Source organism: Rhodococcus sp. SJ-2 (assembly GCF_053750035.1).
Genome location: NZ_CM132340.1, coordinates 1,705,492 through 1,730,204, shown reverse-complemented (window position 1 = coordinate 1,730,204; position 24,713 = coordinate 1,705,492). Strand labels below are relative to the sequence as shown.

24 protein-coding genes are annotated in these 24,713 nt (G+C 64.8%); 10 read left to right on the top strand and 14 right to left on the bottom strand.

From position 1 onward, the window contains the following. Positions 1-37: 37 nt before the first annotated feature. Positions 38-685: a response regulator transcription factor gene (locus ACSYG9_RS07965; RefSeq protein WP_454841987.1), complete on the bottom strand. Its 648-nt coding sequence runs from the start codon at positions 683-685 to the stop codon at positions 38-40. Beyond that, positions 667-1,896 carry a sensor histidine kinase gene (locus ACSYG9_RS07960; RefSeq protein WP_454841985.1) on the bottom strand — a complete coding sequence of 410 codons (1,230 nt, stop codon included), beginning with the start codon at positions 1,894-1,896 and terminating at the stop codon, positions 667-669. Before ACSYG9_RS07960 ends, ACSYG9_RS07965 begins: the two co-directional genes overlap by 19 nt. Before the next feature lie 112 nt (positions 1,897-2,008). Between ACSYG9_RS07960 and ACSYG9_RS07955 the strand changes: the two genes are divergently transcribed. The 3 genes from ACSYG9_RS07955 to ACSYG9_RS07945 all read left to right on the top strand — a co-directional run bounded on the left by ACSYG9_RS07955 (position 2,009) and on the right by ACSYG9_RS07945 (position 5,781). Beyond that, positions 2,009-2,761: an ATP-binding cassette domain-containing protein gene (locus ACSYG9_RS07955; protein ID WP_440126658.1), complete on the top strand. Its 753-nt coding sequence runs from the start codon at positions 2,009-2,011 to the stop codon at positions 2,759-2,761. Then, positions 2,761-5,187: an ABC transporter permease gene (locus tag ACSYG9_RS07950; RefSeq protein ID WP_454841983.1), complete on the top strand. Its 2,427-nt coding sequence runs from the start codon at positions 2,761-2,763 to the stop codon at positions 5,185-5,187. The genes ACSYG9_RS07955 and ACSYG9_RS07950 overlap by 1 nt, the downstream gene beginning before the upstream one ends. A gap of 105 nt (positions 5,188-5,292) precedes the next feature. Further along, a complete protein-coding gene (locus ACSYG9_RS07945) occupies positions 5,293-5,781 on the top strand; it encodes a hypothetical protein (RefSeq protein WP_440126656.1) in 489 nt (162 codons plus the stop codon). Between the two features lie 48 nt (positions 5,782-5,829). Here ACSYG9_RS07945 and ACSYG9_RS07940 read toward each other — a convergent pair whose 3' ends face one another. The 5 genes from ACSYG9_RS07940 to ACSYG9_RS07920 form a co-directional block, all read right to left on the bottom strand. Further along, positions 5,830-6,870, bottom strand: a complete 1,041-nt coding sequence (locus tag ACSYG9_RS07940; RefSeq protein WP_440126655.1) for an FUSC family protein — start codon at positions 6,868-6,870, stop codon at positions 5,830-5,832. A 94-nt stretch (positions 6,871-6,964) separates the two neighbouring features. Further along, the gene (locus ACSYG9_RS07935) at positions 6,965-7,579 is read right to left on the bottom strand and encodes an NAD(P)H-dependent oxidoreductase (protein WP_054804957.1); all 615 of its coding nucleotides are present in this window, start codon (positions 7,577-7,579) and stop codon (positions 6,965-6,967) included. 62 nt (positions 7,580-7,641) lie between these two features. Continuing rightward, positions 7,642-9,399, bottom strand: coding sequence for an ABC transporter ATP-binding protein (locus ACSYG9_RS07930; RefSeq protein ID WP_454841980.1), 1,758 nt, complete (start codon positions 9,397-9,399; stop codon positions 7,642-7,644). After that, positions 9,396-11,972, bottom strand: a complete 2,577-nt coding sequence (locus tag ACSYG9_RS07925; RefSeq protein WP_454841978.1) for an ABC transporter ATP-binding protein/permease — start codon at positions 11,970-11,972, stop codon at positions 9,396-9,398. The genes ACSYG9_RS07930 and ACSYG9_RS07925 overlap by 4 nt, the downstream gene beginning before the upstream one ends. Then, the gene (locus ACSYG9_RS07920) at positions 11,972-12,637 is read right to left on the bottom strand and encodes a TetR/AcrR family transcriptional regulator (RefSeq protein WP_454841976.1); all 666 of its coding nucleotides are present in this window, start codon (positions 12,635-12,637) and stop codon (positions 11,972-11,974) included. Before ACSYG9_RS07920 ends, ACSYG9_RS07925 begins: the two co-directional genes overlap by 1 nt. 348 nt (positions 12,638-12,985) lie before the next feature. Here ACSYG9_RS07920 and ACSYG9_RS07915 point away from each other — a divergent pair, with 348 nt between their 5' ends. Next, on the top strand, positions 12,986-13,315 hold the full coding sequence (locus ACSYG9_RS07915) for a hypothetical protein (protein WP_440126651.1): 330 nt from the start codon (positions 12,986-12,988) through the stop codon (positions 13,313-13,315). A 28-nt stretch (positions 13,316-13,343) separates the two neighbouring features. Here the strand turns inward: ACSYG9_RS07915 and ACSYG9_RS07910 are convergent, their stop codons facing one another. From ACSYG9_RS07910 to ACSYG9_RS07895, 4 genes are all read right to left on the bottom strand, one after another. Then, a complete protein-coding gene (locus tag ACSYG9_RS07910) occupies positions 13,344-14,180 on the bottom strand; it encodes a CPBP family intramembrane glutamic endopeptidase (RefSeq protein ID WP_454841974.1) in 837 nt (278 codons plus the stop codon). Positions 14,181-14,694: 514 nt separating this feature from the next. Further along, positions 14,695-15,171 carry a helix-turn-helix domain-containing protein gene (locus ACSYG9_RS07905; RefSeq protein ID WP_054809989.1) on the bottom strand — a complete coding sequence of 159 codons (477 nt, stop codon included), beginning with the start codon at positions 15,169-15,171 and terminating at the stop codon, positions 14,695-14,697. 97 nt (positions 15,172-15,268) lie between these two features. Further along, a complete protein-coding gene (locus ACSYG9_RS07900; RefSeq protein WP_054804946.1) occupies positions 15,269-15,529 on the bottom strand; it encodes a hypothetical protein in 261 nt (86 codons plus the stop codon). Between the two features lie 230 nt (positions 15,530-15,759). Beyond that, positions 15,760-16,203 (bottom strand): GNAT family N-acetyltransferase, encoded by a 444-nt coding sequence (locus tag ACSYG9_RS07895; RefSeq protein WP_454841971.1) that lies wholly within the window; start codon positions 16,201-16,203, stop codon positions 15,760-15,762. Positions 16,204-16,545: 342 nt separating this feature from the next. Here ACSYG9_RS07895 and ACSYG9_RS07890 point away from each other — a divergent pair, with 342 nt between their 5' ends. Further along, a complete protein-coding gene (locus ACSYG9_RS07890) occupies positions 16,546-17,802 on the top strand; it encodes a vWA domain-containing protein (protein ID WP_454841969.1) in 1,257 nt (418 codons plus the stop codon). A 25-nt stretch (positions 17,803-17,827) separates the two neighbouring features. On the opposite strand, the gene ACSYG9_RS07885 is transcribed toward ACSYG9_RS07890, so the two are convergent. Continuing rightward, on the bottom strand, positions 17,828-18,940 hold the full coding sequence (locus tag ACSYG9_RS07885) for an ABC transporter permease (RefSeq protein WP_454841968.1): 1,113 nt from the start codon (positions 18,938-18,940) through the stop codon (positions 17,828-17,830). 90 nt (positions 18,941-19,030) lie between these two features. On the opposite strand from ACSYG9_RS07885, the gene ACSYG9_RS07880 reads away from it, so the two are divergent. After that, positions 19,031-19,645: a TetR/AcrR family transcriptional regulator gene (locus tag ACSYG9_RS07880; protein ID WP_454841967.1), complete on the top strand. Its 615-nt coding sequence runs from the start codon at positions 19,031-19,033 to the stop codon at positions 19,643-19,645. A 6-nt stretch (positions 19,646-19,651) separates the two neighbouring features. Here the strand turns inward: ACSYG9_RS07880 and ACSYG9_RS07875 are convergent, their stop codons facing one another. Together ACSYG9_RS07875 and ACSYG9_RS07870 are read right to left on the bottom strand one after the other, a co-directional pair. Continuing rightward, entirely contained in the window at positions 19,652-20,140 is a 489-nt protein-coding gene (locus ACSYG9_RS07875; RefSeq protein ID WP_454841965.1) for a DinB family protein, read from the bottom strand. After that, positions 20,137-20,754 (bottom strand): methyltransferase domain-containing protein, encoded by a 618-nt coding sequence (locus tag ACSYG9_RS07870; protein WP_440126644.1) that lies wholly within the window; start codon positions 20,752-20,754, stop codon positions 20,137-20,139. The genes ACSYG9_RS07875 and ACSYG9_RS07870 overlap by 4 nt, the downstream gene beginning before the upstream one ends. 88 nt (positions 20,755-20,842) lie before the next feature. On the opposite strand from ACSYG9_RS07870, the gene ACSYG9_RS07865 reads away from it, so the two are divergent. From ACSYG9_RS07865 to ACSYG9_RS07850, 4 genes are all read left to right on the top strand, one after another. Continuing rightward, positions 20,843-21,406 carry a helix-turn-helix domain-containing protein gene (locus tag ACSYG9_RS07865; RefSeq protein ID WP_054804952.1) on the top strand — a complete coding sequence of 188 codons (564 nt, stop codon included), beginning with the start codon at positions 20,843-20,845 and terminating at the stop codon, positions 21,404-21,406. An 848-nt stretch (positions 21,407-22,254) separates the two neighbouring features. Continuing rightward, positions 22,255-22,851: a hypothetical protein gene (locus ACSYG9_RS07860; protein WP_440126643.1), complete on the top strand. Its 597-nt coding sequence runs from the start codon at positions 22,255-22,257 to the stop codon at positions 22,849-22,851. Positions 22,852-22,855: 4 nt separating this feature from the next. Next, a complete protein-coding gene (locus tag ACSYG9_RS07855; protein WP_454841962.1) occupies positions 22,856-23,506 on the top strand; it encodes an RES family NAD+ phosphorylase in 651 nt (216 codons plus the stop codon). Between the two features lie 158 nt (positions 23,507-23,664). Further along, positions 23,665-24,708 (top strand): LLM class F420-dependent oxidoreductase, encoded by a 1,044-nt coding sequence (locus ACSYG9_RS07850; RefSeq protein ID WP_454841960.1) that lies wholly within the window; start codon positions 23,665-23,667, stop codon positions 24,706-24,708. Positions 24,709-24,713: the final 5 nt, after the last annotated feature.

The following is a 24,713-nucleotide window of genomic DNA, read 5'->3' as shown; positions in this document are numbered from 1 at the left end:
ACGGAAGCGCCTGCGAGTACGTCGAGTACGTCCCTCGTCAACGCTGTAGGTACTTCAGCACCGCCAGCACGCGCCGATGGCCGTCCATCTCCGGTGGTAGATCGAGCTTGATGAGAATCGACCGCACGTGCTTCGCTACCGCCGCGTCGGTGACCACCAGTTTCGCGGCGATCGTCGCGTTCGAATCGCCCTCGGCCATCAGAGCGAGAACTTCCAGCTCTCGGCTGCTCAACCGCGACAGGGGACTTCGGTTCGTGGCAAGCAAAGTGCGAACCACCTCAGGGTCCACCACGGTACCGCCCGCCGCGACACGTTCGACGTCGGACACGAACTGTTCGACCTCCCCGACACGATCCTTGAGGAGGTAACCGACGCCCCCTGCGTCGAAATCGATGAGTTCGGCAGCGTACGTGGGTTGAATGTACTGGCTGAGAACGAGAACCGGGAGGGCGGGCACTGTGCGGCGCAAGGCGATTGCCGCCACGAGGCCCTCGTCGGTGTGTGTCGGCGGCATCCTGACGTCAGTGATCGCGATGTCCGGGCGGTACGACACGACGGCGTCGCGGAGGGAATCGGCGTCGGTGACAGCAGCGACGACGTCGTGCCCGAACCGGGCCAGGATCCCCACCACGCCCTCCCGGACGAGGAGGGAATCCTCGGCGAACACTATGCGAAGTGCCGGCATGGGATCTCCATTCGTAGTCGGGTTCCGCCGCCTGCGGGGCTGTCCAGCATCATCGTGCCGCCGAGTACAGCGAGGCGGTGGCCGAGCCCGGCGAGCCCGGTTCCCTGCGCTGGATCGGCACCACCGGAACCGTCGTCGGTGACGTCGAGGAACAGTGTCGACTCTGCCAACCGGCCAGACACACTGACCCGCGACGCTCCGGCGTGACGTGCGACGTTCGCGAGTGCCTCGCACACCGCGAAATATGCGGTGGACTCGACGTCTGCGGGCATCCGTGGGATGGGGAGTTGCACGTCCACGGGGATCGGAGAGCGTGCCGCCACATCGTCGACCGCTGCCGCGAGACCGCGCTCCGCCAGAACCTGCGGGTGGATGCCGCGGATCAGGTCGCGTAGATCCTGCAACGCCAGCTTCGCCTGTTGCTGGGCGTCACCCACCTGCTCGGCCGCCGCGGAACCTGCGGGCACATCGAGTTTTGCCATGCCGAGCGACATCGACAGCGCGATGAGCCGTTGCTGTGCACCGTCGTGCAGATCACGTTCGATGCGTCGGCGTTCTGCGTCGAATGCTGCAGCGAGAGCACTGCGCGAGAGTGTTACTTCGTTGAGCATGCGGTCGAGTTCGGCGTCGCGGGGAGAGAGAACAGCGCGGGCGATCTCGGCGCGTCCGGCCGCCCATGCCGCGATGATGTAGGTCGCGACCGGGAGGAACGCGACCGACGCGAGCACGAAGATGATCCGATAGTGCGTGGGTACACCGGGTTCCGTCAACGACACCTCCACGCCGAAGAACACCGTTCCGAGGCACAGGACGAGGACCAGCGCGTCGATCCAGCACAGGATCGACGCATTGACCACCGCGTAGCCCAATTCCCGCCACGTGACGCGCTCCCGCAGTCGAGTTCGGAGCCACACACGCCATCCACGTTCGGCGACGCGACTGTGCGGGTCGAAGGTCGGTTCCTCGTCCACCAAGCGGAGCCGCGCCCGTTCCCACCGTGCAATGGGAATGCCCATGAGCAGGCATGCGGCGAGCAGTACGAGACCGACGATGTAGATCGACAGCAGGGCCGCGATCGCGACTACGGCAGCCGTCAGGGCACCCAGCGCGGCCCCTGTCGCGAGGTATGCGATGGCACGCCACGGCCACCACGACAACAGGAACCGTATCGGTGACCGGGTCACCGCGACGCGTAGCGTAGAAGACTCCACGTCCACGCACGTTATCCCGTCCGGCGGGACGCCACAGTAGTGCTGGCGCTACTCGTAACAGTCGTCTCTGCGCGACCGACACGGTCCTCGATATCGGGTTGGGTCGAATGCCATGACGACAACTATTCAGGCTACCGAGCGCGGAGATGTCACGTTATGCGGAGTCTCGAGGGGGTATCGCCTCGGCGACAGCGTGGTGACCGCGCTCGACGATGTCTCGGTCGCGTTCGCGCCGGGTACCTTCACCGCGATCATGGGACCTTCCGGATCCGGTAAGTCCACACTGATGCACTGTGCTGCGGGGCTCGACCGCCCGGATGCCGGCGCGGTCCGGATCGGCGACACCGACGTGACGCAGCTCGGAGAGAAAGCACTGACACAGTTCCGGCGTCGGCACATCGGGTTCGTGTTCCAGGCGTTCAACCTCGTCCCGTCCCTCACGGCCGCGCAGAATGTGGCGTTGCCGTTGCGGTTGGATGGTGAGCGCCCGGGCAAGGCCGAAGTGGCGTCGGCGCTCGCCCTCGTCGGCCTCGGTGACCGGGCGGCACATCTGCCTTCGGAGTTGTCGGGCGGACAACAGCAGCGTGTCGCGATTGCGCGGGCGCTGATCTCACGACCGTCGGTCCTATTCGCCGACGAGCCCACCGGCGCGCTCGACATCACCTCGTCACGCACTGTGCTGCAGCAGCTTCGACGACTGGTCGACCAGCATCGTCAGACAGTGGTGACGGTAACGCACGACCCGGTGGTCGCTGCCGCGGCCGACCGGGTGCTGTTCCTTGCAGACGGCAAGATCGTGGACGAGTTCGGGTCGAGATCGACTGCGCAGCGCATTGCCGCCCGCATGACCGAATGGGAGGCGTGATGTTTTCGCTTGCAGTGACTTCCGCGCGACACCAGTGGCGGAATCTTGTGGGCAGTGCGGTGGCGCTGGCGTGCGGCATCGGTCTGCTTTCGGTGACTCTGCTCGTCATTGCGTCTGCGCAACCCCGTCCACCGTCGCAGTACTTCGATGCGGACCTCATCGTCACCACCGAAGTCCTCGGCGAGACCTACAACAGCACCCCGGTCCGCCGCCCGCTGGACGAGGGGCACGAACGCGGCCTCGTCGCGCAGCTGGCAAGCGTTGCCGGTGTCGCCCTCGTCGTACCGGATCTCGTCTTCCCCGCCCAACTTGCCGACGGCGACCGGATACTGACTCCGACAGAACGTGATGATCCACTCGGACACAATATTTCGGCGTCGATCCTGGGGACAGCCCGGGTGATCTCCGGCGAGCTTCCCGTTGGGCCCGATGAGGTCGTCGCACCGGAGGCGAGTGGATTGAGCCCCGGCGACGCGACCACGTTGGTGACACCGGCCGGACGTACGAACGTCACCGTCTCGGGTGTCGCGGACGGGAGGTCGGTGTACGTCGACGACGACACAGCACGATCGCTGTCCGGTGGCGCCACCACGGTGGGCGTAGTTCTCGACGAGGAGGCCGACATCGGTTCGGTACGCGCCGTGTTCGAGGGGATTGCGGGAGCCGGATCGGTACTCACGGGAGACGACCTTGCGCACATCGAGACCTCGGCCGATCGCGGGGCGCGAAACATCGGGTCGCAGTTGCTCGGTGCGATGGGCGTACTCGCCGCGATGATCACGGTGTTCATCGTCGGCACCACGTTCGCTTTCGCTGTGACACAGCGACGTCAGGAACTGGGGTTGCTTCGGGCCGTCGGTGCGACACCCGGCCAGGTCCGCGGCATGCTGCTGGCCGAGGCCGGCGCAGTCGGCCTCGTATCGAGCATTGCGGGCTCGGTGCTGGGTTGCACCGTGGCGCCCCTGCTCGGAGGGTGGATGCGCGACGCCGGGATGCTGCCTGCCGGATGGGAATTGTCGATCACGCCGGTCCCCATAGCGGCCGCGGTCATCGCCGGTGTCGGCGTTGCCATCACGGGAGTATGGTTTGCCTCCCGGCGGGCTGCGCGGGTGCGGCCGATGGAGTCGCTGCGGGTGTCCGAGGTGGAACGGTCGCCCATGACGCGATCGCGTGGGATCGCCGGTGTGTGTGCCGTGGTCGGGGCGTTCGCCTTCGCCGCGGCGAGCGGGCTGAGCACTGGCGGATCGAGTGCGATGTACGCCGTCACCGCGGTCATGTCTGCGATCGTCGGGGTCACAGCGCTCGGCCCCGTCTACTTGCCGAAACTGATGCAAATCTTGGTCCGAGGCTCGGGCCCGACAGCGGAACTCATCCGGGCCGAATCCGCGCACGGCGTGCGCCGGGTGTCGTCCGTGCTCTCGCCCGTCCTCGTGCTGGTGGGGTTCGCCGTCATGCTCACCGGGATGATCGACACGATGGACACCGCGTTCGGCGACAATGCCTCCGCTGCAGTCCCCACCGATCTCGTCGTGTCTCCACCCGAGGGTGCGCCCACTCTGCCGCCCGATGTCGTCGAGACAGTTCACTCGTATGGATCCGGCACCGTGATCGCGCCGGTCGCGACCAGCGTTGTCTTCGGTGACCGCGTTGTCGATGTCTGGGGAATCGACTCGGCCGGGATGAGCGCGCTCGACCTGGAAGTGGAAGGCGGCTCGGCAGATCTGAAAGCGGGCAGCATCGTGCTGGACCGGGACGCAGCCGGCCGAGTGGGCGCACACATCGGTGCGACCGTCGAGACGGTCTTCCCGGACGGCCGGAACATCCCGCTCGAGGTGGCCGGCATTGTCACCGGCGCACCGGCATTCGCATTCGTAGACCGGGGCACTGCTCTCGATCACGACCGGACAGCTATGACTCCCGTGCTCTATGCGGACGGGATCGAACAGGCTGCATTGGCGGATACCCTGGCCGGAACGGGTGCGCAGGTCGAGACCCCGTCACAGTACGAGAGTGCGGGCAACGCGGAGGACGAGCGTCTTCTGCGCCTGTTCGAACTTGCGCTCGTCGGTTTGTCACTCACATTCGCGGCGCTCGCGGTGGCCAACACGATGGCGATGGCCACCACCAACCGTCGCGCGGCCTTCGGCTTGTTGCAGCGGATCGGCGCGACGCGCAGGCAGATTCTCGGCGTCGTCGCAGCGGAGTCGGCGGTGGTCGCGCTGATCGGTGTGGTGCTCGGTGTGGTTCTGGCATGGCCTGCTCTGGCGGGTGTTGCAGCCGGCTTGGCCGCCGACCTCGGGCAGCCGGTGTCGCTGCAGATGCGCTGGAGCGCGGTGGTGGCCGTGAGTGTCGTGTCGCTCGTCATCGTGTTGGTCTCGGCAATCGTTCCTGCGGCCCGAGTGATGCGACCGCTTTCTTCGGAGTAGATCGACCGATTGGGATCTGAACCCGCGGTCGGCCGATCGAGCGGCAATTCGAGTTTCGGGACCGTCCTCGCGGGTAGCCCATCGGAGATGCCTGAGGAGGTAGCGATGAGTACGAACGATTGGGTATTGCTGATCATCATCGTATTGGTGGTGCTGCTGTTGCTCGTCGGACTCGTGTGGGCGCTGAGGCGTCGCGCTGAAGTGAAGCGCAGAGAGGAAGCGGCGCACATCCGCGACCGAGTGACAGAGAAGCAACCGGTTGTCGAACAACGCGCAGTGGTGGCGGAGCAGACCGATGCCGAAGCGCGGCGGGCTGCGGCGGACGCGGACGCCAAGGCAGCCGAAGCGGCACGACTGCGCAACCGCGCGGACAACCAGCGCGCTGCAGCCGATCGGTCCCGCGAGGAACTCGACGCGGATGTGGCGCGGGCGAACAAGCTCGATCCGTCGTCCGGTGGAGAGCACCGGGTGGACGGAGACCAGCGCGTGAGCGGGGACCATCACGTCGGTGGGGACCATCGCGTGGGCGGGGACTCTCGCCACGGGTATACGGGCCGTGAGACCGGGGAGAACGACCTGCCGCCTCGCGTGTGAGGGGGGCGCTACACCGTCGAGGGACGACGGCACGCGGGCTCATCGCGACTATCGCGTGGGCTCGCGGCCGTGTCCCTCGAGGGTGTCGAGTGCGGCGAGCGCAGTCCTCAGACCCTCCGCAGCCATGGCGATCACCGACCACGCATCGGATACGGGATGTTCGTCTCGGATCCCCTCCTTGAACGAACCGAGAAGTGAACGTGCGTCAGGCAGCGCCGTATTCACGACCTTCAGGTAGGGGTCGCGGTGATGTGCGGGATCCCAGGTGAGTTCGTCGAACGCGGTGGCAAATGTATCGAGTAGTGCCGCGGCGTCCTGACGCAACCGTTCGGAAACGGGAGCGGCGCTCGAATCTTCGGGATCGATGAGTGCTTCGACTGCAACCTCCGCCATCGACACGTGCAGCAACGACTGGTCGAGAATGGTTGCTATCGGCTGGTACACGCGTGAGCCACCGACCTTGGCCCAGCCGGCGTTCCGCATGTTGCCGCGTAAGCTTTCCCTGCCCTCACGCAGCGCGGCGCGGGCCCCTGTCGACTTGTAGAGACTCCACAGCTGTTGCTGTTTCCGGTCTCGGTCCTGACCGTCCCCGTCGCCTTCCCGAAGTTCATGTGCAAGATCGGCGAGCAGGACCGAAAGCTCATGAGCGCGGAACAGGATGAGATCGCGCGCGGTGGAAAGTCGATCGGGAGGCAACACGAGAGCGTTGACCACAACACCGATGAGCACGCCTATGGTGACATCGAGAATGCGATGAAGCACCAAGGCGGCGTTCGTAGCCGTGCCGTACAGCAAGACCAGCAATGCGGTGATCGCGACCCACATGCCGTCCGGCGCCAGCAAACGGCTGCGGCCGAGGACGGTGCCGACTGCGACCGCCCCAGCCAGTGCCGCGAGTTCCGGCAGCGTGCTTGCTGCCAGCGCGGCCACGAGCACTCCGAGTATCACGACCGCGATCTGGCGCACTGCGGCGGTGACCGAACTGCGCACCGTGGTGCCGATGATGAACAGGGCGGCATAGGGTGCGAGAAAGGCTTCGGGGCTATGCAGCACACGGTCGGCCAGCACCCATGCGATCAGCACTGCCACAGTGCATTTGAAGGCCGACACCGTAGCGGGGTGCCGAAGGATTGTGCGTAGTCGAGATGAGAGGTGTCGCAACGTACTTCCCGGTGGTGCTCTGTCATCCCTCCGCAGCAGGGTACTGCTGCTCTCGCAGGGTCCGGGCCAAGTGCGCGGCATTGCGGGCTGCGGTTGCGTTGGTGGATGCGACGGCTTCGGGAACGCTGTCGAGATCGTTGTAGTCGCCGGGTGTCATTGCCTCGCCGTTCCAGTAGGTGCAGCCCTGGGCGGGAATGGTGTAGCCGCAGTCGTTGAGCGCCTGGAACAGCGAAGCGACAATCGCGTGGGCCCCGTCTTCGTTGCCGACCACCGCTGCGATCGCTACTTTGCCGAACAAGATCGGACGTCCGCTGTCGTCGGTTTCGGACAGTTCTGCGTCGAGACGCTCGAGGGCGCGTTTGGCGACGCTGGACATCTGGCCCAGCCAGGTGGGGGTCGAGATCAACAGGATGTCGGCGTCCAAGATCTGCTGACGAATGCGAGGCCACTGGTCCCCGTCGCCCATGTCTGCCTCGACCCCGGGTCGAATATCGAAGTCGACGAGCCGTATCTTGTCGCCGGTCACGTCGTGGGCGCGCAGTTCCTCGAGGACCTGATCTGCGATCAGATCACTGCTCGACGGTGCAGGTGAGGGCTTGAGTGAACAGGTCAGTGCGAGTGCGGTCAGTGATGTCATGTGGGATCGGGTACCCGCCGTCGGTGCTTCCACACATGCCGGTGCTTCCGGGCGGGAGACGATCAGGGAGCCACACCGGCACCATCCGACACGCTCTCCAATCGCCAGCCCGATGCGACGTCGCGCTGACGCCAGAATTCGGCGAATCGACCACCCGCAGCGAGTAGGTCGTCCACAGTGCCGTCCTCCACGACCTTGCCCCGTTCGAGGAACACGACGCGGTCGGCGGTGCGGATGCTGGCCAGTCGGTGCGCGACGATCACGCGGGTCCGTGGTGTGGGGTCGGCAGTGAGGGCCTGGACCACTGCTGTTTCATTTTCTGTGTCCAGTGCGCTGGTGGCCTCGTCGACGAGGAGCAACGGCGCCGGTTTGAGTAGCGCGCGCGCAATGGACACCCGTTGCTTCTCACCACCCGACAGAGCGCTGCCACCCTCGCCCACACGGGTGTCCCACCCGTCCGGGACACGAGCTATCACTTCATCGACCTGCGCGAGCGACGCGGCCGCGGCGAGTGCCGTGTCGTCGGCGTTCGGGTCGCCGGCACGGATGTTCTCGCGGATCGTGCCGTCGAACAGGTAGGGATGCTGGAAGACGACGGCCGCCAGCGCGCTACGTGAGATCGGGTCGAGAGCATCGGATTCTATGCCGTCGACGAGGATCCGTCCGGTGCGCGGAGTGAGGAGACCGGCGAGGAGCGAGAGGATGGTGCTCTTGCCCGAACCCGACGGCCCCACGATGGCAGTGGTGGTACCGGGTTCGAACGTGAGATCCACACCGTCGAGTGCCGGGGCGCCGTCTCCGTACCAGAAGCGGATGTCCTGCAGTTCGATACGGGGAGCTCTTCCGGTGATGGTGCAGGTGCCGTCGTCACTGTCGACCGGTGCCTCGAGGACGGCACGGATGCGCCGTAGCGTGGTCAGTGACGACTCCACTCCTCCGGTGAGGTCGCTCAGCGTCGTGAACGGATCGAGATACCGGACGATGACAACGATCAACGCGATCGCCTCGGGCACACCGAGGTCGCCGCGCACGGTCAGCACGGTTGCGGCACCGGCCAGGATCACCAATGCCAGCTGGGTGGCCAAGCCGAAGATGAGCTGCCCCGGGACCTGCATGAGCAATAGACGCAGGGTCGCGGAATGCTGACGTTCCAAGGCCTCGCCCACATGACTGCGGTGGGGCTCGGTGCGTCGTGCTGCGCGCAGAGCGGGCTGGGTGCGGGCGAATTCGACGATTCGTTCGGTGAGAGCCGCATTGGCGTCGGCGGCGGCATGGTCGGCGCTGCGCCCGAGTCGTCCCGACAACAGGAACGCTCCGAGCAGAATGGGCACACCGGCGAGCGCGGCGACTCCGAGGACCCAGTTGATCGGCAGCAATGCGATCGCGATGGCGAGCGGCAGCAGGATTGCGCTCAGGATCGGTGTCACCAGATACACGATGAGACCGACGAGATCCGGTCCGGTGGCCGCGATGGCTTGACGGTTGATGGAGGTGTTCTCACCTGTGAACCATGTCAACCGGATTCGTGCGGTGCGCTCGGCAACTTCGTTCTGGGCGTGGTCGAGCAACCCGAAGCCGATGTCGAAGCCGAGCCGGGAGGCGGCCGTGTCGACGATCCATCCGGTGACGGTGACGGCGGCCAGTGCGCCCATCCAGGGCCATGCATCGGACGGGGTGGAGCCGAACAGGGCACCGACGAGTGGCACGAGCAGGACGACACCGACGGCGCGGAGGACGACGCTGACGACGGTCAGGCTTTGGTGGAGGACGACGGTGCGGCGGCTGCCCGGTGGCAGCAGAGCGAGCAGGGTGCGGATCATCGGGCCGGCTCCTGGTCTGCGTAGGCGAGTTCGTTCGATGTGTGGGAACCCGCGTCCCACATCTTCCGGTAGCGGCCGTCTGCGGCGAGCAGTTCGCTGTGGGTGCCTGTTTCGGCGATGCGGCCGTGATCGAGGACGACGATGCGGTCGACGTCGACGAGGGTGTGCAGGCGGTGTGCGATGACCAGAACGGTGCGGCCCGTGGTGAGCCTGCTCAGTGCCTGCTGGACGAAATATTCCGATTCGGGGTCGGCGAAGGCCGTTGCTTCGTCGAGGACGAGTATCGGAGTGTCGGCGAGGATGGCACGGGCAATCGTGATGCGTTGTCGTTCACCACCGGACAGTTGTGGATCGGCGTCGAGCACGGTGTCGTAGCCGTCGGGCAGCTGGAGGATCCGATCGTGGATGTACGCGGACCGTGCAGCCGATTCGATCTGTTCGTCGGTGGCGTCGGGAACGGCGAGCGCGATGTTGTCTCGCACCGTTCCCTGCACGAGTTGTGTGTCCTGGAAGACGAATCCGACCTGTTCGTAGAGGGCGTCGGCATCGAACTCGCGGATGTCGCGGCCGAAGATGCGGATGGTGCCGTCGTCGATGTCGTGGAACCGGGCGAGCAGTGCCGCCATCGTGGATTTCCCGGAACCCGAGTGCCCGACGAGCGCGGTGATTGTTCCGGTGCTCAGGGTGAGGGAGACGTCGTCGATCACGGGGACACCGGGCCGGTAGGAGAAGCAGACGCGGTCGAACTCGACGGAGCTTGCGTGACGGGGTGGCGCGGAGTCGCTTTCACGGGTGTCGAGTTCGGGCTCGTCGAGGACGACACCGATACGACGGGCAGCGAGCATGCCGCCGCGCAGGCCACCGAGACCGTACCCGAGGCCGAGAAGGCGAGCTCCGAACGTGGTCCCCAGGAACAGGAACGGCAGCAGAGCTGTGGGCTGCATGCTTCCGGACGTGATCAGAGCGGTCCCGGTGACAGTGATGAGAAGCAGGAAAGTGGCGGGTCTCGTCGCGAGATCGATGAGCGACTTCTTGTTGCTGAAGGGGCGTTGCCAACCGTCGAGGAACTCGATGTATTCACGTAGTCGTGCGCGGAACGTGGATGCCGCTGCTCCGCCGAACACACGGATCACCGGTTGTCCTTCGAGATAGGCACCCGCTTCGGAGCTCATCCGGTCGGCCCAGCGCATCGCCTGCGCCGTCTTGTTTCCGGACTGGACCACCATGATCACCGTCGTCACGACGTAGACGAGGATCGGCACGAACATCAGAAGCGCCAGACGCCAGTCCACGGTGAACAGGTAGATCAGTACAGCAACGGGCGCCACCACCGCGGCGACGGCATCGGTGACAGCATGTGTCACCAAATAGTGCAGCGACAACGTGTCATCCTGCACGACGCGTTTCACCTGCCCGGAGTCACGGTCGTCGAACCAGCCGAGGGGAAGCTTCGCCAGTTTGCTCAGAAGCTGTGTCCGCAGACCACGTTCGAATTGTGCATCGACGGTGTGCAGCCAGAAGGACAGCGCGGCGGCGAGCAGCGTGCCCGCACCCATCAGTCCGATCGCCCAGATGCCGATCGTCCACAGCTGTGATTCCGGTGCTCCGTCGAGCATGCGACGAGCAAGCTCGGTGAGCAGTACGAACGGGGCGAGCTGGATCAGGGTGATCAAGGCCTGCAGGGCGCCGGCAGCGACGAATGTATTGCGCAGCGTGCCGATCAGCTTGCCCCCGGACTCCGCTTGCCACGAGCCGCGACTGCTCTGGGTGGGCTGCGGTGCCGGTGGTGCCTCTTCGATCGTGGGTTCCGGCTCGGCGGTGTCGTTCGAGCGGTACGTGCCCATGGCGCGACCGTGGAACCAGTAGGCCTGTGCGTACACCTCGGATTTGGGGAATCCGAAATCGTCGCGCAACCGGGTTCGCAGGTGCTTGAGAGCCTTGGATTCGGTACCGGCCCATGCTTTCCAATTGGACCAGTCGCGATCCTCGATCGCCGCGGCCAGCGAGGTGGGGCCGAGCCGCGGGACCCAGTGCGTGTTCATCAGCGGATGATCGGACATGGGGATGAGGAGGTCGGCGTCGTCGTGCTGTTCGAGATACACCTCGACGGCGACATCGCGGGGGAGAACGTCGATGATGCTGTTGATTGCGGGAATCGAGGCGGAGTCGCCGATCAACAGGTAGCCGGCGGGCAGTTCGTCGGGCACGGTGAACTGCTTGGAACCGAACGACGTGATGCTGATGGTGCTGCCGGGTTCTGCATGTTTCGCCCACACCGATGCCGGCCCAGCCGGTTCGTGCAGCACGAAATCGACCGCGAAGGTGCCTTCCTCCGTGTCTGCCTCGGAGAACGTGTATCCCCGTTGATGTTCCGTGTCGGGGTCGTCGGGGTCGGGGACCCAGAACCGTAGATATGCGGTCGGTCCCGGATCGGCGTCGTCGAACAGTGTTGTGGATGAGAACCGCACACGCAGGAAGTGCGGTGCGAGTTGCTCGGTACCGGTGACGACCGCGTCGTGGACGCGGGCACCGAATCCGCGCATCACCGCGCCCTGGAACCCCCGTTTGGCCATCAGATCCCCATTCCGGTGGCCGCCAGATCGGCGACCACCTGCTCCAACGGCCGACCTGGAGGTGCGACCGCGACAAGGCCTCGAATTATTGCTGTGAGAACAAGTTTCACGTACTCGTCGTGTGTGAACGTCGGTAGCTCGCGGTGGGTTGTGCCCAGTTCCGCGTCGGTAGCCAACTGGTTCGTGACATTGCGGCGTTGGTCCTCGAGCCCCTCTGCTCTTTCCTGCTGGTTTTCGTCTGCCACCGCGTAATTGATCGTGTTGCCCGCGACCGCACTGGACAGGATGATGGCGAGGTCGGGTGTGTATCCGCGCCTCGCCAGGGCGGCCACCTCGTGCACCATCAGGCGACGGCCGGCTTCACCGCGCGGGAAGAGTGTCTGCATGTAGGTGCCGAGCCCGGGGTTGGCCAGAACGAACGCTCTGAGTTGTAGCCCGAACGACAGTAGGTGTTGTGTGGCGTCGTGAGCCGGGTCGTCGTGCAGGACGAGGTCATCCAGCAGGCTTTCTCCCACCGCCCGCTCTAGCCCCCAGCGTCCGTCGACGTGCCGGTAGAGGGCGGTGGTGGACACGTCGAGTTCGGCGGCGACCGCGCTCAGGCTCAGGTGGCGCATGCCCAGTTCGCGACCGACGCGGACGATGTCGTCGATGTCGATCTTGCGCACGCGTCTGCCCAGCTCGGACACTTGTTCATCGCCCCGTTCCCTTAAGTTGCACCCCATAACTTAGGGGAGTCTAAGCTCATCTGCCGGTGTGTGACAAGGGCTCGGAAATGGGAAAGGTGCCACCGCGAGGGTCGCGGCTACCCGGACGTCGGTCGTTCCACGGAGCGAGAGAGCTGACCGTCCAGTACCCGGGCCGGATCGGTAGCGCAGCGAGCCCGAGGTTCACAGCAGACTCCGAGCGTGAGCGAAGGGTCCTCGGAGCCTGCACAACAACCATGGAGTCGAACGGGAAGCAGCCACTATCGCGGCGCTTTCCTCCATCGGTTGTGTTGTAGAACAGGAGATGACATGCGTTCGAAGATCGTCGGCGGGCTCGTCGGTGTTGCGGTGATATCGGCAGCGGTGTGGGGAGGTGGAGTGGCCTCGGCGACGACCGCACCGAACGTGGTGGGAATGAGCGAGGCAGACGCGAACGCTGCATTGGATGCTGCGGGCGCGCCGCATTCGATCATCAGCAGAGCAGGCAGTTCTTCGCGGGATTCGTGCACGGTCGTCGAGCAGCGTGACCTGGGCTATCACACCGAGGCCGCGGGAGAGTGGAACAGCAGCACCCACACTCGCTACAGCAGCGATACCGAGGTGTGGGACGGAATCGGCGTCGTCCTGCTCTGCAACTGACGGCGCGCGTCAGACAGCCCGCGTCCGATCACCGGGCGAGTGTAGCGGTGACAGCATTTCGGTCGGCACGCCCACGCCGCGGCACAATATGGCCGCGGCGCCGCGCCAGCCACAGGAACGCGAGCGTCACCAGCACACAGAACGCGACGGAGTACAGACTTCCCTCCGGGCCGAAACTGCCGCCGGTGACCAGCGTGGAACCCGAGGTCGAAGTCTGCAACAGCCCGGATGTGGCGCCGTTCCCCGAAACCTCGCTGCTGAAAATGCCTGCCGCGGCGAAGTTCCAGCCGAAGTGCAACCCGATCGGCAGCCACAGACTGCGGGTCGCGATGTATGCGGCCGTGAGCATGCCACCGGCCTCGATCGCGACCGCGAGGCCACCCCACACGGTGGCGTGCTCGTTGAACAGGTGCACCATCCCGAACAGGACGCCGGTCGAGACCATCGCGATCCACGTACCCACACGTTCCTCCGCTATCCGGAACAGGACGCCGCGGAAGAGCAACTCTTCGGTGACGGCGGCTGCGGCCATGAAACCGATCATCCCCAACGCCCCCGTCACCGAGCCCCAGCCCTCGACGTCGTAGCTTCCGAGGAAAGCGAGATTCACAATCACCAAGGCGAAAAGCGCGATACCGATGAGTGTCCCCCACCCCATGGCCTGCCAGGCTCCGCGTCGGGCCAGTTCGGTGGTGGGTCGGTGCTCGGTACGTCGCACCACCCAGCGGTAGACCCACAGGGCGGATGCTGCCGCACACACGCCGACGATCAGTGTGAGCCAAGGATTCCCGTCTACAGCAAAGAGAAGCTGACTGCCGATGAACGACACCGCCGCGACGGCCAGGAGTTGTGGGACGAATCTCATGAAGATCCCTTCTTCGGCGCCGCGGGCCCCGAGCGCCGCGATCGATTCGAACCTACGGATTCAGTGCCTCGAAATCGTCACCCGACAGTACTAACCTGCGCGTAGCTCTCGCGGGGGACAACGTCACTCCAGAAGGTGACGGACACAGTTCCCGCTGACCGGACCTGACGTGACCAGAATCCGGCTTACGAGTCGCTCGAAATCCTTTTGGGAGTGCAGTTTTCGACGGATTTGGTGCAGAATCACGTCAAGAACTGCGCAGTCGATCGGCGGAGGTCGGGGTTCGTCGGTCGCGATGGCCAGGCAGATCATTCCCATGACGGGGCAATCCAGCGTGCCGCTGTCCGTGCGTCGTCGATGTCCTCGAACGTTGGTGGGCACCGCAGGTGGTGGTAGTGGAACTCGACCATGATGTCGTCAGTCCACAGAACCTCGAACATTGTTTCGCCAGAACGTAAATAGAGCAGTGAAAGCCGGTTGCGGAGAGTCCGTGAGTCGAGCGTAACCGTCGCGCTCAGTCGTTGATGCCGAGTTCGTCTTCGAGGGCGCGCAAGCGTTCGAACGCCTGGCTCTGTTCGGTTTGCTTGGCGTCTTTGTAGGCGAGAACGTCCCTGCTGAGTAGGCGAGTGTGCGACCCGCGCATATGTGCGGGTAGCGCTCCATCCCGCACAAGTTTCATCAATGTGGGCCGGGATATGCCCAGCATCTTCGCCGCGGTGGTCGTGGTGACTTCGGTGGGAAGGCTCCCGACGGTGACGGTGCCCCCGCGGCTGACGATGTCGAGTACCTGACCGAGTAGTCCGGTCAGTTCAGGGGGAAGCGGAAGGGATTCGTTGTCCGACGTGGCGAGCGTGATCATGTAGCTGTGGGCATCGTTCGACGTAGTGCGAGCGGCATGGACCTGCTCGTTGAACGCGCGAGCCTGCTCGATCTCGTCCGCACTCAGGGATAGGACGGTTCTGTCGTCGCGAGCGATGTGCTCAGTGCTCATGGACCCGACCTCCTTGCGTCATGGCGTCGATCCGATGCCCATCACCGTAGCTACTTTCACTTATAAGTGCAGCAAGGGTTCTCTTGCTGAGTGGAGATCAGAGGTTCGCCGGTCGCTTCAAGATGGATGACGACGTCAGGCACAGCACTGCAGACGAGAGCAACAGTAGCCACAACCCCCACCCGATCTGGACACCGATTGTTTCTCCGAAGAACTCGCTGGTGATAGACGAGACCTCGAACAGGTCGTAGATCGCGATGACCAGGCAGATCACTCCCATGACAGGGGCAACCCAGCGCACCGCTGCCCGTGCATCGGTTTCCCGCGAGAACCGTACGAACAGTGACGCTGTGGCCACCGCGCCAAGGATCAGGGTGATGATGCCGACTGATGTCCGGCGAACTCCGCGTGCGTGATGCAGAGAAAGTAGTCGAGAACGCGCTGTAGCAATGTACCCGAGGAAAGTGTGGGTTTGAGCTCGGATACCGTCGGGCTCAAATCCACACTTTTGGACCGGGTTGGGCCTACCCAGCGGTGCGCAACTTGGTGGTTTCGACCGCGTATATCGCAGTCGAAACCATCAAATCATTAGTAGCGGCCGCCGCTCGTCCGCCGCATAGGAAGATGATCGATCCCAGCCTCGATGTAGTTCGTCCCCGTGCGCGTGAATCCGAACCGCCCATACCAATTTTCAAGATACGCCTGTGCTGAGATCTCGACGTCGGTGGAGGTCGCGGACAAATCGGCCTCGATGAGAGCGCCCGCGAGTCCACGGCCACGAGCCGAGCGTGATGTGGCAACTCGGCCGATGTGGGCGGTGTCTCCCTCGGTGATCAGACGAAGCGTGGCCACCACCGAATCGTCCTCTTCGATCCAGTACAACTCGGTGAACGGCTCGAGATCGACGCCGTCCAGTTCGGGTTCGTCGACGATGCGTTGTTCGTGGACGAAGACCTCGGTACGCAGCATCAGGATCTTGTACAACGTGACAGGGGAGATGGCCGCGAGTGGTGCGTGCTGAGTCGCTGGCATGAGCCGATCGTACTGTTCTTCCGTGGTGTGCCATGGAAGGTTGGGGCGGGAGCAAAACCAGATGGAAAGCCTTGGAGTCCCCTCAAGAAACGCAACTACTTGCAGCCATACCGTACTTTCTCTGGCACAAACGTAACTACGCGCAGCGATACCGTACTTTGCGGCTATGGATGCCACGGGCAGCCGCTGACTTGAATGAATCCTGTTTGAGTGTGCAGTTATTGACGTGATTTGGTACTGAATCCGTCGATAACTGCACACTCGATGAGGAACATGGCCGAACGCCCGCGCTACGGTCCACCCTAACTGTCTTTCCGGCAGAGCTCGAGGTATGAATCAGTCATGGCTGAGTTGGCGCGCGGACAGAACACCACCATCGGCACCGGAGCCGTGACGGCATCGGTGACGGGAGCGAAGCAGGGGACCGTCGACCTGATGGTCTTCCAGCTTGGCGCCGACGGTAAAGTCCGCAGCGACACCGACTTCGTGTTCTTCAACCAACCCGCATCGCCCGAAGGTGCCGTCCGGTTGGTCGCCGCCGACCGCGTCTCCATCGACCTCACCGCAATCCCGCCCGCGGTCGAACGTCTCTCGATCGCAGTCGCACTCGACGACAGCGTCTCCGGCAGCCTCGCATCCGTGCCCGGACTCGGAGTCGACGTAGCTCATCCCACTGGCGCCGCGACCGCGAAAGCACTCGATCTGACCAGCGAACGCGCAGCCGTGCTCCTCGAGGTCTACCGGCGCAACGGCGAGTGGAAGATCCGCAACGTCTCCGCCGGCTGGGATTCCGGCCTGTCCGGTCTCGTCACCGAGCACGGTGTGCAGGTCGACGACGCGCCTCCCGCGCCCGCACCGGCCCAGGACGGCGTGCGCACAGTCGCGGGTGAGGAGAAACTGTCGCTCGAGAAGCGTCAGAAGCTCGACCTGCGCAAACGCGAGGTCGCCAAGGTGCTTCTCGACAAGGGAACGCCCGGGGTGCGGGCACGCGTCGTGCTCGTCATCGACAAGACCGGCAGCATGCACCGCCAGTATTCGAAGAAGCGCATCCACGAAGTCGTCGAACGCATGGTGCCGATCGCCGTGCAGGTCGACGACGACGGAAAGCTCGAGCCCTACCTGTACGCGGTGTCGTTCGTGCGGCTTCCCGACATCGCCGTCCATGAGGTCGAGGAGTGGTCGTCGACGTATCTGCACCTCAGCGGTGTGCACGGCGGTATCGATTACAAGCCGATCGGTGGGGTCAACGACGAACTGCCGATCATGGGCGAGATCATTTCCTCGCTCACACCGGGCGCGTCGATGCCCACCCTGGTGTTGTTCTTCACCGACGGCGGTTTCAATCAGAAGAGGCAGATCAGCTCGCTGATGAAAGAAGCGGCCGCGCTGCCGGCATTCTGGCAGTTCGTCGGGCTCGGTAAGGCCAACTACGGGGTCCTCGAACGCCTCGACACCATGGAGGGTCGCGTCGTCGACAATGCCGGATTCTTCAGCGTCGACGACATCGGAAAGATCAGCGATGCAGAGCTCTACCGTCGTTTGCTGAGCGAATTTCCGGACTGGCTGCGTGCGGCTCGAGCGGCGGGCATCGTTCGGTAGTGCCCGGGCACCCGGGAGGGCTCGCTCAGACGACAGGCACGAGTTCCGGAGCGTCGGCCGGGTCGGGGGTGTGCCGTTCGCGCACAACCGCAATCGCGGTGAGCAGCACACCGACTGCGGTCCACCCCGCCAGCACAGTCCATGAGAAGGCAGTGCTCGCGTCGGGGAAGTACGAGAGTTCTTTCAGTAGTGTCGCGCCCGCGCCCGGCGGGAACCACTGGCCGATCGCGCCCCACGGTGAGAGCAGGAATTCGACGGGCATGGTGGCAGCCGAAATAGGGTTGGCGACGAGCATCATCAGCACCGCGCCGATCCCGATGCCGGGAGGACCGATCAGGCTGCGAAGTCCGACGATGGGTGCCGTGATCGCCACGAGCGCGAACCCGATTGCGGCGGCGTTCGTCCAGTAGCTGCCCTGCAACGCCCCAAACATTCCCTGCAGGATGGCGCCGAGCAGCAATCCGCCGACCACCCCGTACGTCACGAGCGCGCCGATGCGGTGTGATGCGCGAGCGACCCCGAACGAGATGAGGACGGCACCGGCCATGCCGCCCAGGACGAGCGGGAACGCGGCGACACTCAGCTTTGCTCCGCGCGCATCCGAATCGGAGAACGGTACGACGTCGGTCACCGGAACTTCGGCCTGCGGGATCGTGAAGGAGGTCGGCGCGTTCGCTGCGGCTGGTTCGGCGAGACGCTGCGCGATCGCGGCTTCCGTCGCCGACCGTAGCTGCGCGTCGATCTGCTGCTGAATTCCGGTCGCGATGCCCTGAAGCATTTGCGCGACTTGAGCATTCGCCGCGGTCGCGACGAGGACCTCGGGCATGTCGGTGGGGTTGTCGCCGAGGACGATCGCGCCGTAGATCTCGCGTCGCTCGATCGCCGCAACTGCTGCGTCGCGGGTGTCCTCCTCGATGAGGAGCAGTGCGTCGCCGGACTGAGCTTCGAGCATCCCGGTGGTCTGTGCGACCGATGCGTCGGGGCCGACGATTCCGACGGGTAGATCGCGCGGTTCGGAGGTGACGGCCGGCCACGCGAATGCCAGCAGGACGACGCCGACGATGACGGCTGCGCCCGCCGCGAGGGCGATGGCACGTGCAATCGGTGGCGTGCCGACCGCCGGTGGGGTAGCGCTCATGTTGCTCCTATCAAAACGAATATTCGTTCTTTATAGTGAGGTCGGTTAGAGTGGCTTGTCAACAATGGCGCTGTGAACAGGAGAAATGTCGTGCCGAGGGTGAGTGAGGCGCATCGTGTCGCGCGGCGTGCAGAGATCATCGACGCGGCCCTACGGAGTTTCACCCGTGCGGGCTACCAGCGCACATCGATGGCCGACATCATCGCTGAATCCGGGTTGTCGGCCGGTGCCATCTACGGCTACTTCAGCGGAAAACAACAGTTGCTCGTCGCGGTCGCCGACCACGTCCTCAGCGATCGGCATACTGCACTGACCGCTGGCGGCGCGTTTGCGGAGGCGAAGAGCCCGGGGGATGTCGCTGCGGGCATCATGAGGACTCTTGCCGAAGATCTGCACACCCTCGCGGGCGACAATTACGGACGGGCGATCCTGCAGGTGTGGGCCGAAGCCACCATCGACCCCGAGATCCGCGAACTCGCCCAGTCTGTCATCGGCCGGCTACTCGGGGCGGTCACCGGCGCACTCGTGGAATGCGCCGAAGCCGACCCTGGCGTGCTTCCCGCCGGAGCTGTCGACCTTCACACCTGGGCGGCCGGATACGCGCCGGTGGTGCTCGGCGTGGTCCAAGGCTTCATCGTGCAGCAGTCTCTGCGCGACGACTTCGACGTCGACGCCTACATTGCAACCGCAGCCGAGATACTGTGATCCACACTATCGGCCCGTGGTTCCGTCGATGAGTTCGCGGAGGATATCTACGTGTCCGGCGTGGCGACCGGTTTCTTCGATCATGTGCGCCAGCGCCCACCGGGCACTCGGCCCCGGGCGCTCACCGGCTCCGTGCGGAATCGGCGCGGCAAGGTCCGTGCACCTGTCCAGCACCGCGTTGGACTGTTCGACGGCAGCGCGGTAACGGGTAACGACGCTCTCGACGGTGTCTGTGGAATCGCAGCGGAATGTCTTCGGCCAATTGGTGGTTCGGTGGCCAAGGAAGATCGACTCCTCGACGTGAGCGAGGTGTTTCAGCAGGCCGAGCAGGCTGGTGCCCGACGGAACGCCCGCGGTGCGCACCTCGGGTTCGGGAGTGGTCTCGACCTTGGTTGCGATCGATGTGCGGAGGTAGTCCAGGAAGCCGCGCAGCACCTCGGCCTCGCTGCTGCCGGTCTTCGGTGGCGGGGCGTCGCGGCGTCGGTTCACGGTCATGCAGATCGTCCTAGGTCGGAGGCGCGGCGGATCATCAGGATGTGGTCGGTGACCTCGGCCTTGCGTCCGTCCGGCCCGGCCGCGATCCGTTGATCCGCCTCGGCGCGTACAAGCTCCCACTCCGGGGGATCCAGTGCGATCTCGCGATGGAGCTCTCGAGAACTCGGGAAGTGGGTGCTCGGGTCCTGGTTCCACGACCACGGCGCGATGGAGCCGTGATCCACGACCAGCAGATGACCGCCGGGCCGCAGTGCATGTGCTGCGGCCCGGAACACGGCCGCCCGATCCAAGTGGGAGGCGGCGTGCAGGTAATGGGCGTTCACCAGGTCGAACTCCCCGGACGGGACTCCCGCGTCGAGGTCCCACTGAGTCGCGACGAGCCGGTGCGTGAGGCGGGTCTTCTGGGCGAGTGCTGTCAACTGTTCGACTGCGCGCTGCGAGATGTCGAGGGCGGTGACGTTCCAGTCGTGCTCAGCGAGCCAGAGTGCGTCGCCGCCGTTGCCGCAGCCGAGCTCCAGTGCGTCGCCGGGGGTGAGGTGGGAGGTCATCTCGACGAGGCGCGCGTTCGGCGCAACCCGATAGGGTTCGGAGGTGGTCTTGGAAGCTCTGGTCATGGGATCCACGCTCGCACCCTGCATTGCATTGAAGCCAGGGGCCTTGCAGGATTGCAAAATGAGGGCTCGGTAGGGTCGAGGAGGCGCGATGGATGACGAGGTGCTCCGCGCGGTCGGTCCACGGCTTCGAGGGTTCCGGCAATCGCTGGGGCTGAGCCTCGACGAGCTGTCCGCACGTAGCGGGATTACGGCCAGCACGATCTCCCGTCTCGAGCGGGGCCTGGTGCGTCCGAGTTTGGAGCAGCTGCTTCCGCTCGCCCGGGTCTACGGACTGCCACTGGACGAACTCGTCGCTGCCCCGCGCGTCGGTGATCCGAGAGTCCATCTGAAACCTGTGCGCAAGCACGGCCTGACGTTCATCCCGCTCGGCGTCCACGCTGGGGGCATACGGGGATTCAAGGTGATCTACCCGCCCAGCGCGGTGGCCCCGGCGAAGTACAACACCCATCCGGGTCGAGGGTGGTTCTACGTCCTCAGCGGCACGGTGACCTTGGCGTTGTCCGACGAGCGCACCACCCTCGGGGCGGGCGAGGCGGCAGAGTTCGCCACCACGACCCCGCACTGGATCGCCAACGCCCACAAGGACCGACCCGCCGAGATCATCGCTCTGTACAGCGTGCAGGGCGAACGTGTCCACGTCACCGATGTTTGAACACCACGACCGCAGGAAGCTGAGGTGCGATCTGTGTTGTGCTGGGCAACTCGAGAAGGACGCCCTGCGGGCGGCTGTGCCTGACCATGCGGAGACCCTGCGGGTCCCTGAGCTTGCCTTCGGCCCCTTCCCCAACGCTGCCCAGTCGCCATGTCCCGATAGACCATCTCGGCCAGCGCTTTTGGCCCCACGCCGGAGATGACGTGTGGCTTGCGCTGGACCCGGTCGTTCGTGTCGACCCTCACGATCGGGTGCTCCACCACCAGCTGTGGAGACGAAGAATACTGGTGCCCAGTCGGTTTCGAACCGTGGGAATGGCACCCCGGTTCGCAGCGTCGATGCGCTGACGTCGGACTGTGGGAGATGAGCGACGATGCCTGCCCGCTGTGCCGTGGTTACCGGAACGGCCCTTGTGCACGCCGGTGCAGGCGGCAAACACCTCGGGCCCCTCGACCGGCTGCCGGAGCAGGGTCGAGGGGCGAGAAGGTCAGGACGTCGATGAACCTGGAGGCCAGAAGAGGTGGCCGGCGCGTGAGAAGGCGCTCGCGGCTCGTCGCTGGTGCACGCCTCTGTAGGGCGTGTGGATAGAATCCACCGTACGGTGCATGGCAGCTCTCTTCTGTCGTGTACCCAGACCCCGGTTCGGTGTTGGCGCACCGGCCGGGGTCGACCTATTTTCAAGGTCAGTGGAGGGATAGTCCCACGTGCGGCGGATGCCGTCAACCGGGGCGGGAACGTTCGCACGCCTTCGGGGGTCTGCCCGCTACAGCCCTCAGGGGTGCTCAGATGTGCGACGGAAACGACGCACGCGTATGCTGTTGTTACTGTCGCATCAGGTGGAGGCCGGCATGAGCATCGACCACGATCTCGGCGCGGAACTGCGCGCCCTACCGGATGGCGCGTTCTTGGCTCTACTTGCTGACGAAGTCGGCCGCCGTGAGTCCATGAGCTCGGTACGAGACTCCCTGCTCTCGCTCGTCGCTTCCGGGCCCACTCTCAGCGCCTCGATCTCTTCGGCGGTGCCTGCGCACACAGTGGCGGAGGCGGTCGCACGGGCCCGGATCGAGACTTCCGCCCGGCAAGCAATCTTCGAACATCCACATCTCGAGGCGAGCGATATCGCCGACGTCCTGCAGTCCCGTGATAGTAACCGGCGCAGCCCGGCCAGCCGGTTACGCGAACGCGGCGACATCGTCGGATACGAGATCGGTGGGCGCTACCTCTACCCGAGTTTCCAGTTCGACGCCACCACTGCGAAGGTCAGACCGGTCGTCGCGGAAATCAACCAGTTGCTCGATGCGAAGCACGACCCATGGGGAGTGAGTTCGTGGTGGCTCAGTCCATCCGGGTGGCTCGCGGACGGAGAATCTCCGGCGGACCTCGCCGCAGCGGGCGGTCACGAAGATCATCTCCGCGCCATCGTCCATGATCTGTTGGAGGATTGAACCGGTGCCTGCGGCATCGCCGCCTCCAGATCTGACGGGCGCGCCCGTTCTGGTAACTCTCCCTGCAGGCGCCGAGCTGTGGCGGATACACCACAACAAGTACGCGGCGAATGCGATGAATCCGACTCCGCAGCCCACAATTCCTGGCGGGGCCCGATTCGACAGCCTCGCCGGTGACTACGCTTATACCTACGTCGGCGATTCACCGGAGGCTGCCGTTGCGGAGACACTGTGTAGGGGCTTGGCAGTGACGGCCCGTCCCAGACTGGTACCGCGGGTCCAGATTTCAGGCCGTGTCTTGAGTCGGCTCACCGTAACGACCGACCTCACCGTGATAGCCTTGTACGGCCCGCACCTGTCCGCCGTCGGTCAGGACACCTGGCTCACCAAATCAGACCCCTCCGATTACCTGCAGACCCGAACATGGGCACGAGCACTGCTGACAGCAGCGCCCTCGGCCGGCGGTCTGACATACCGGTGCCGCCACAACGAAGACCGCTTCGCATGGATGCTTACTGCAGACCCTTCCCACGCCCACCATCCCGAACTTGCCGTCGACAGCAAAGACTCACTCCGTCTCGATAGCCCGTCCGGCCTGGTGCTCGTTGAACGAATGCTCGCGCGTTACAACGCCGTTCTGTCATCGACGATGTGATCAGATCCTGCCCACATGTTCATAGGCATTGCTGATGGGTTGAATCGGCGATGTGTCTTTGCGTCATGGTGCCGTGAGGTGTTGAACTGCCTGAATCCTCAGGTTCGCGAAACTCGGACCCGTTCTCGACACCGGGTCGTTCGATTGGAGTACTGCCGATGCGCATCGGAACGATGATCACCTACAGCGGTGGGTTCGCCGAGACCGTCGAGGAGGCAGCTGATCTCGAACGCGCCGGACTCGACATCATCTTCATGGCCGAGGCGTACTCGTTCGACGCCGTCAGCCAGCTCGGCTACCTCGCAGCGAAGACCAAGACGGTGCAGCTGGCGTCCGGAATCTTCCAGATCTACACACGCACCCCGTCGCTGATGGCGATGACGGCGGCGGGCCTCGACTACGTGTCGGGCGGTCGGTTCGTGCTCGGCATCGGCGCATCAGGTCCGCAGGTGATCGAAGGCTTTCACGGCGTGCCGTACGACTCGCCGCTGGGCCGCACCCGCGAACTCGTCGACATCTGCAGGCAGGTGTGGAGACGCGAACCGGTGCGCCACGACGGCAAGCACTACCAGATTCCGCTTCCTCCGGAGAAGGGCACCGGCCTCGGTAAGCCGTTGAAGCTCATCAACCATCCGGTGCGCGAGCGCATCCCGATCGTCATTGCCGCACTGGGACCCAAGAACGTGGCGTTGACGGCGGAGATCGCGGAGGGCTGGCAGCCGATCTTCTACCACCCCGAACGGGCACACGATGTGTGGGGCGAGTCGTTGGCGAAGGGTGCGGCGCGTCGCGATCCGGCGCTCGGTGATCTCGAGGTCTACGCCGGGCCGGCGCTCGCAATCGGAGACGACGTCGATCACCTGCTCGACGTCGTCAAACCGCACCTGGCGCTGTACATCGGCGGAATGGGTGCGCGAGGCAAGAACTTCTACAACGACCTCGCGTGCCGATACGGATACGAAGCGGAAGCCAAGACCATCCAGGATCTGTACCTGGACGGGAAGAAGGAGGAAGCTGCCGCGGCCGTGCCCGACGACCTGGTGCGCGCGATCTCGCTGATCGGGCCCGAAGGCTACGTGCGCGAACGGGTCGTGGCGTTCAAGGAGTCTGGCGCGACGACGCTGAACGTCCGGGCACTCGCCCCCGATGCGGCTGGCCGTGTCGCGCAGATCGAGAAGCTGCGCGCCATCGTGGATGCGTGACGGTA

Coding starts and splice junctions, on each gene's coding strand:
- ACSYG9_RS07895 (WP_454841971.1), bottom strand. CDS start 16,203: ATGCCAGCGACTCAGCACGCACCACTCGCGGCCATCTCCCCTGTCACG.
- ACSYG9_RS07860 (WP_440126643.1), top strand. CDS start 22,255: ATGAGCATCGACCACGATCTCGGCGCGGAACTGCGCGCCCTACCGGAT.
- ACSYG9_RS07935 (WP_054804957.1), bottom strand. CDS start 7,579: ATGACATCACTGACCGCACTCGCACTGACCTGTTCACTCAAGCCCTCA.
- ACSYG9_RS07890 (WP_454841969.1), top strand. CDS start 16,546: ATGGCTGAGTTGGCGCGCGGACAGAACACCACCATCGGCACCGGAGCC.
- ACSYG9_RS07955 (WP_440126658.1), top strand. CDS start 2,009: ATGACGACAACTATTCAGGCTACCGAGCGCGGAGATGTCACGTTATGC.
- ACSYG9_RS07875 (WP_454841965.1), bottom strand. CDS start 20,140: ATGACCGTGAACCGACGCCGCGACGCCCCGCCACCGAAGACCGGCAGC.
- ACSYG9_RS07865 (WP_054804952.1), top strand. CDS start 20,843: ATGGATGACGAGGTGCTCCGCGCGGTCGGTCCACGGCTTCGAGGGTTC.
- ACSYG9_RS07870 (WP_440126644.1), bottom strand. CDS start 20,754: ATGACCAGAGCTTCCAAGACCACCTCCGAACCCTATCGGGTTGCGCCG.
- ACSYG9_RS07950 (WP_454841983.1), top strand. CDS start 2,761: ATGTTTTCGCTTGCAGTGACTTCCGCGCGACACCAGTGGCGGAATCTT.
- ACSYG9_RS07945 (WP_440126656.1), top strand. CDS start 5,293: ATGAGTACGAACGATTGGGTATTGCTGATCATCATCGTATTGGTGGTG.
- ACSYG9_RS07850 (WP_454841960.1), top strand. CDS start 23,665: ATGCGCATCGGAACGATGATCACCTACAGCGGTGGGTTCGCCGAGACC.
- ACSYG9_RS07915 (WP_440126651.1), top strand. CDS start 12,986: ATGCGTTCGAAGATCGTCGGCGGGCTCGTCGGTGTTGCGGTGATATCG.
- ACSYG9_RS07965 (WP_454841987.1), bottom strand. CDS start 685: ATGCCGGCACTTCGCATAGTGTTCGCCGAGGATTCCCTCCTCGTCCGG.
- ACSYG9_RS07885 (WP_454841968.1), bottom strand. CDS start 18,940: ATGAGCGCTACCCCACCGGCGGTCGGCACGCCACCGATTGCACGTGCC.
- ACSYG9_RS07910 (WP_454841974.1), bottom strand. CDS start 14,180: ATGAGATTCGTCCCACAACTCCTGGCCGTCGCGGCGGTGTCGTTCATC.
- ACSYG9_RS07930 (WP_454841980.1), bottom strand. CDS start 9,399: ATGATCCGCACCCTGCTCGCTCTGCTGCCACCGGGCAGCCGCCGCACC.
- ACSYG9_RS07905 (WP_054809989.1), bottom strand. CDS start 15,171: ATGAGCACTGAGCACATCGCTCGCGACGACAGAACCGTCCTATCCCTG.
- ACSYG9_RS07925 (WP_454841978.1), bottom strand. CDS start 11,972: ATGGCCAAACGGGGGTTCCAGGGCGCGGTGATGCGCGGATTCGGTGCC.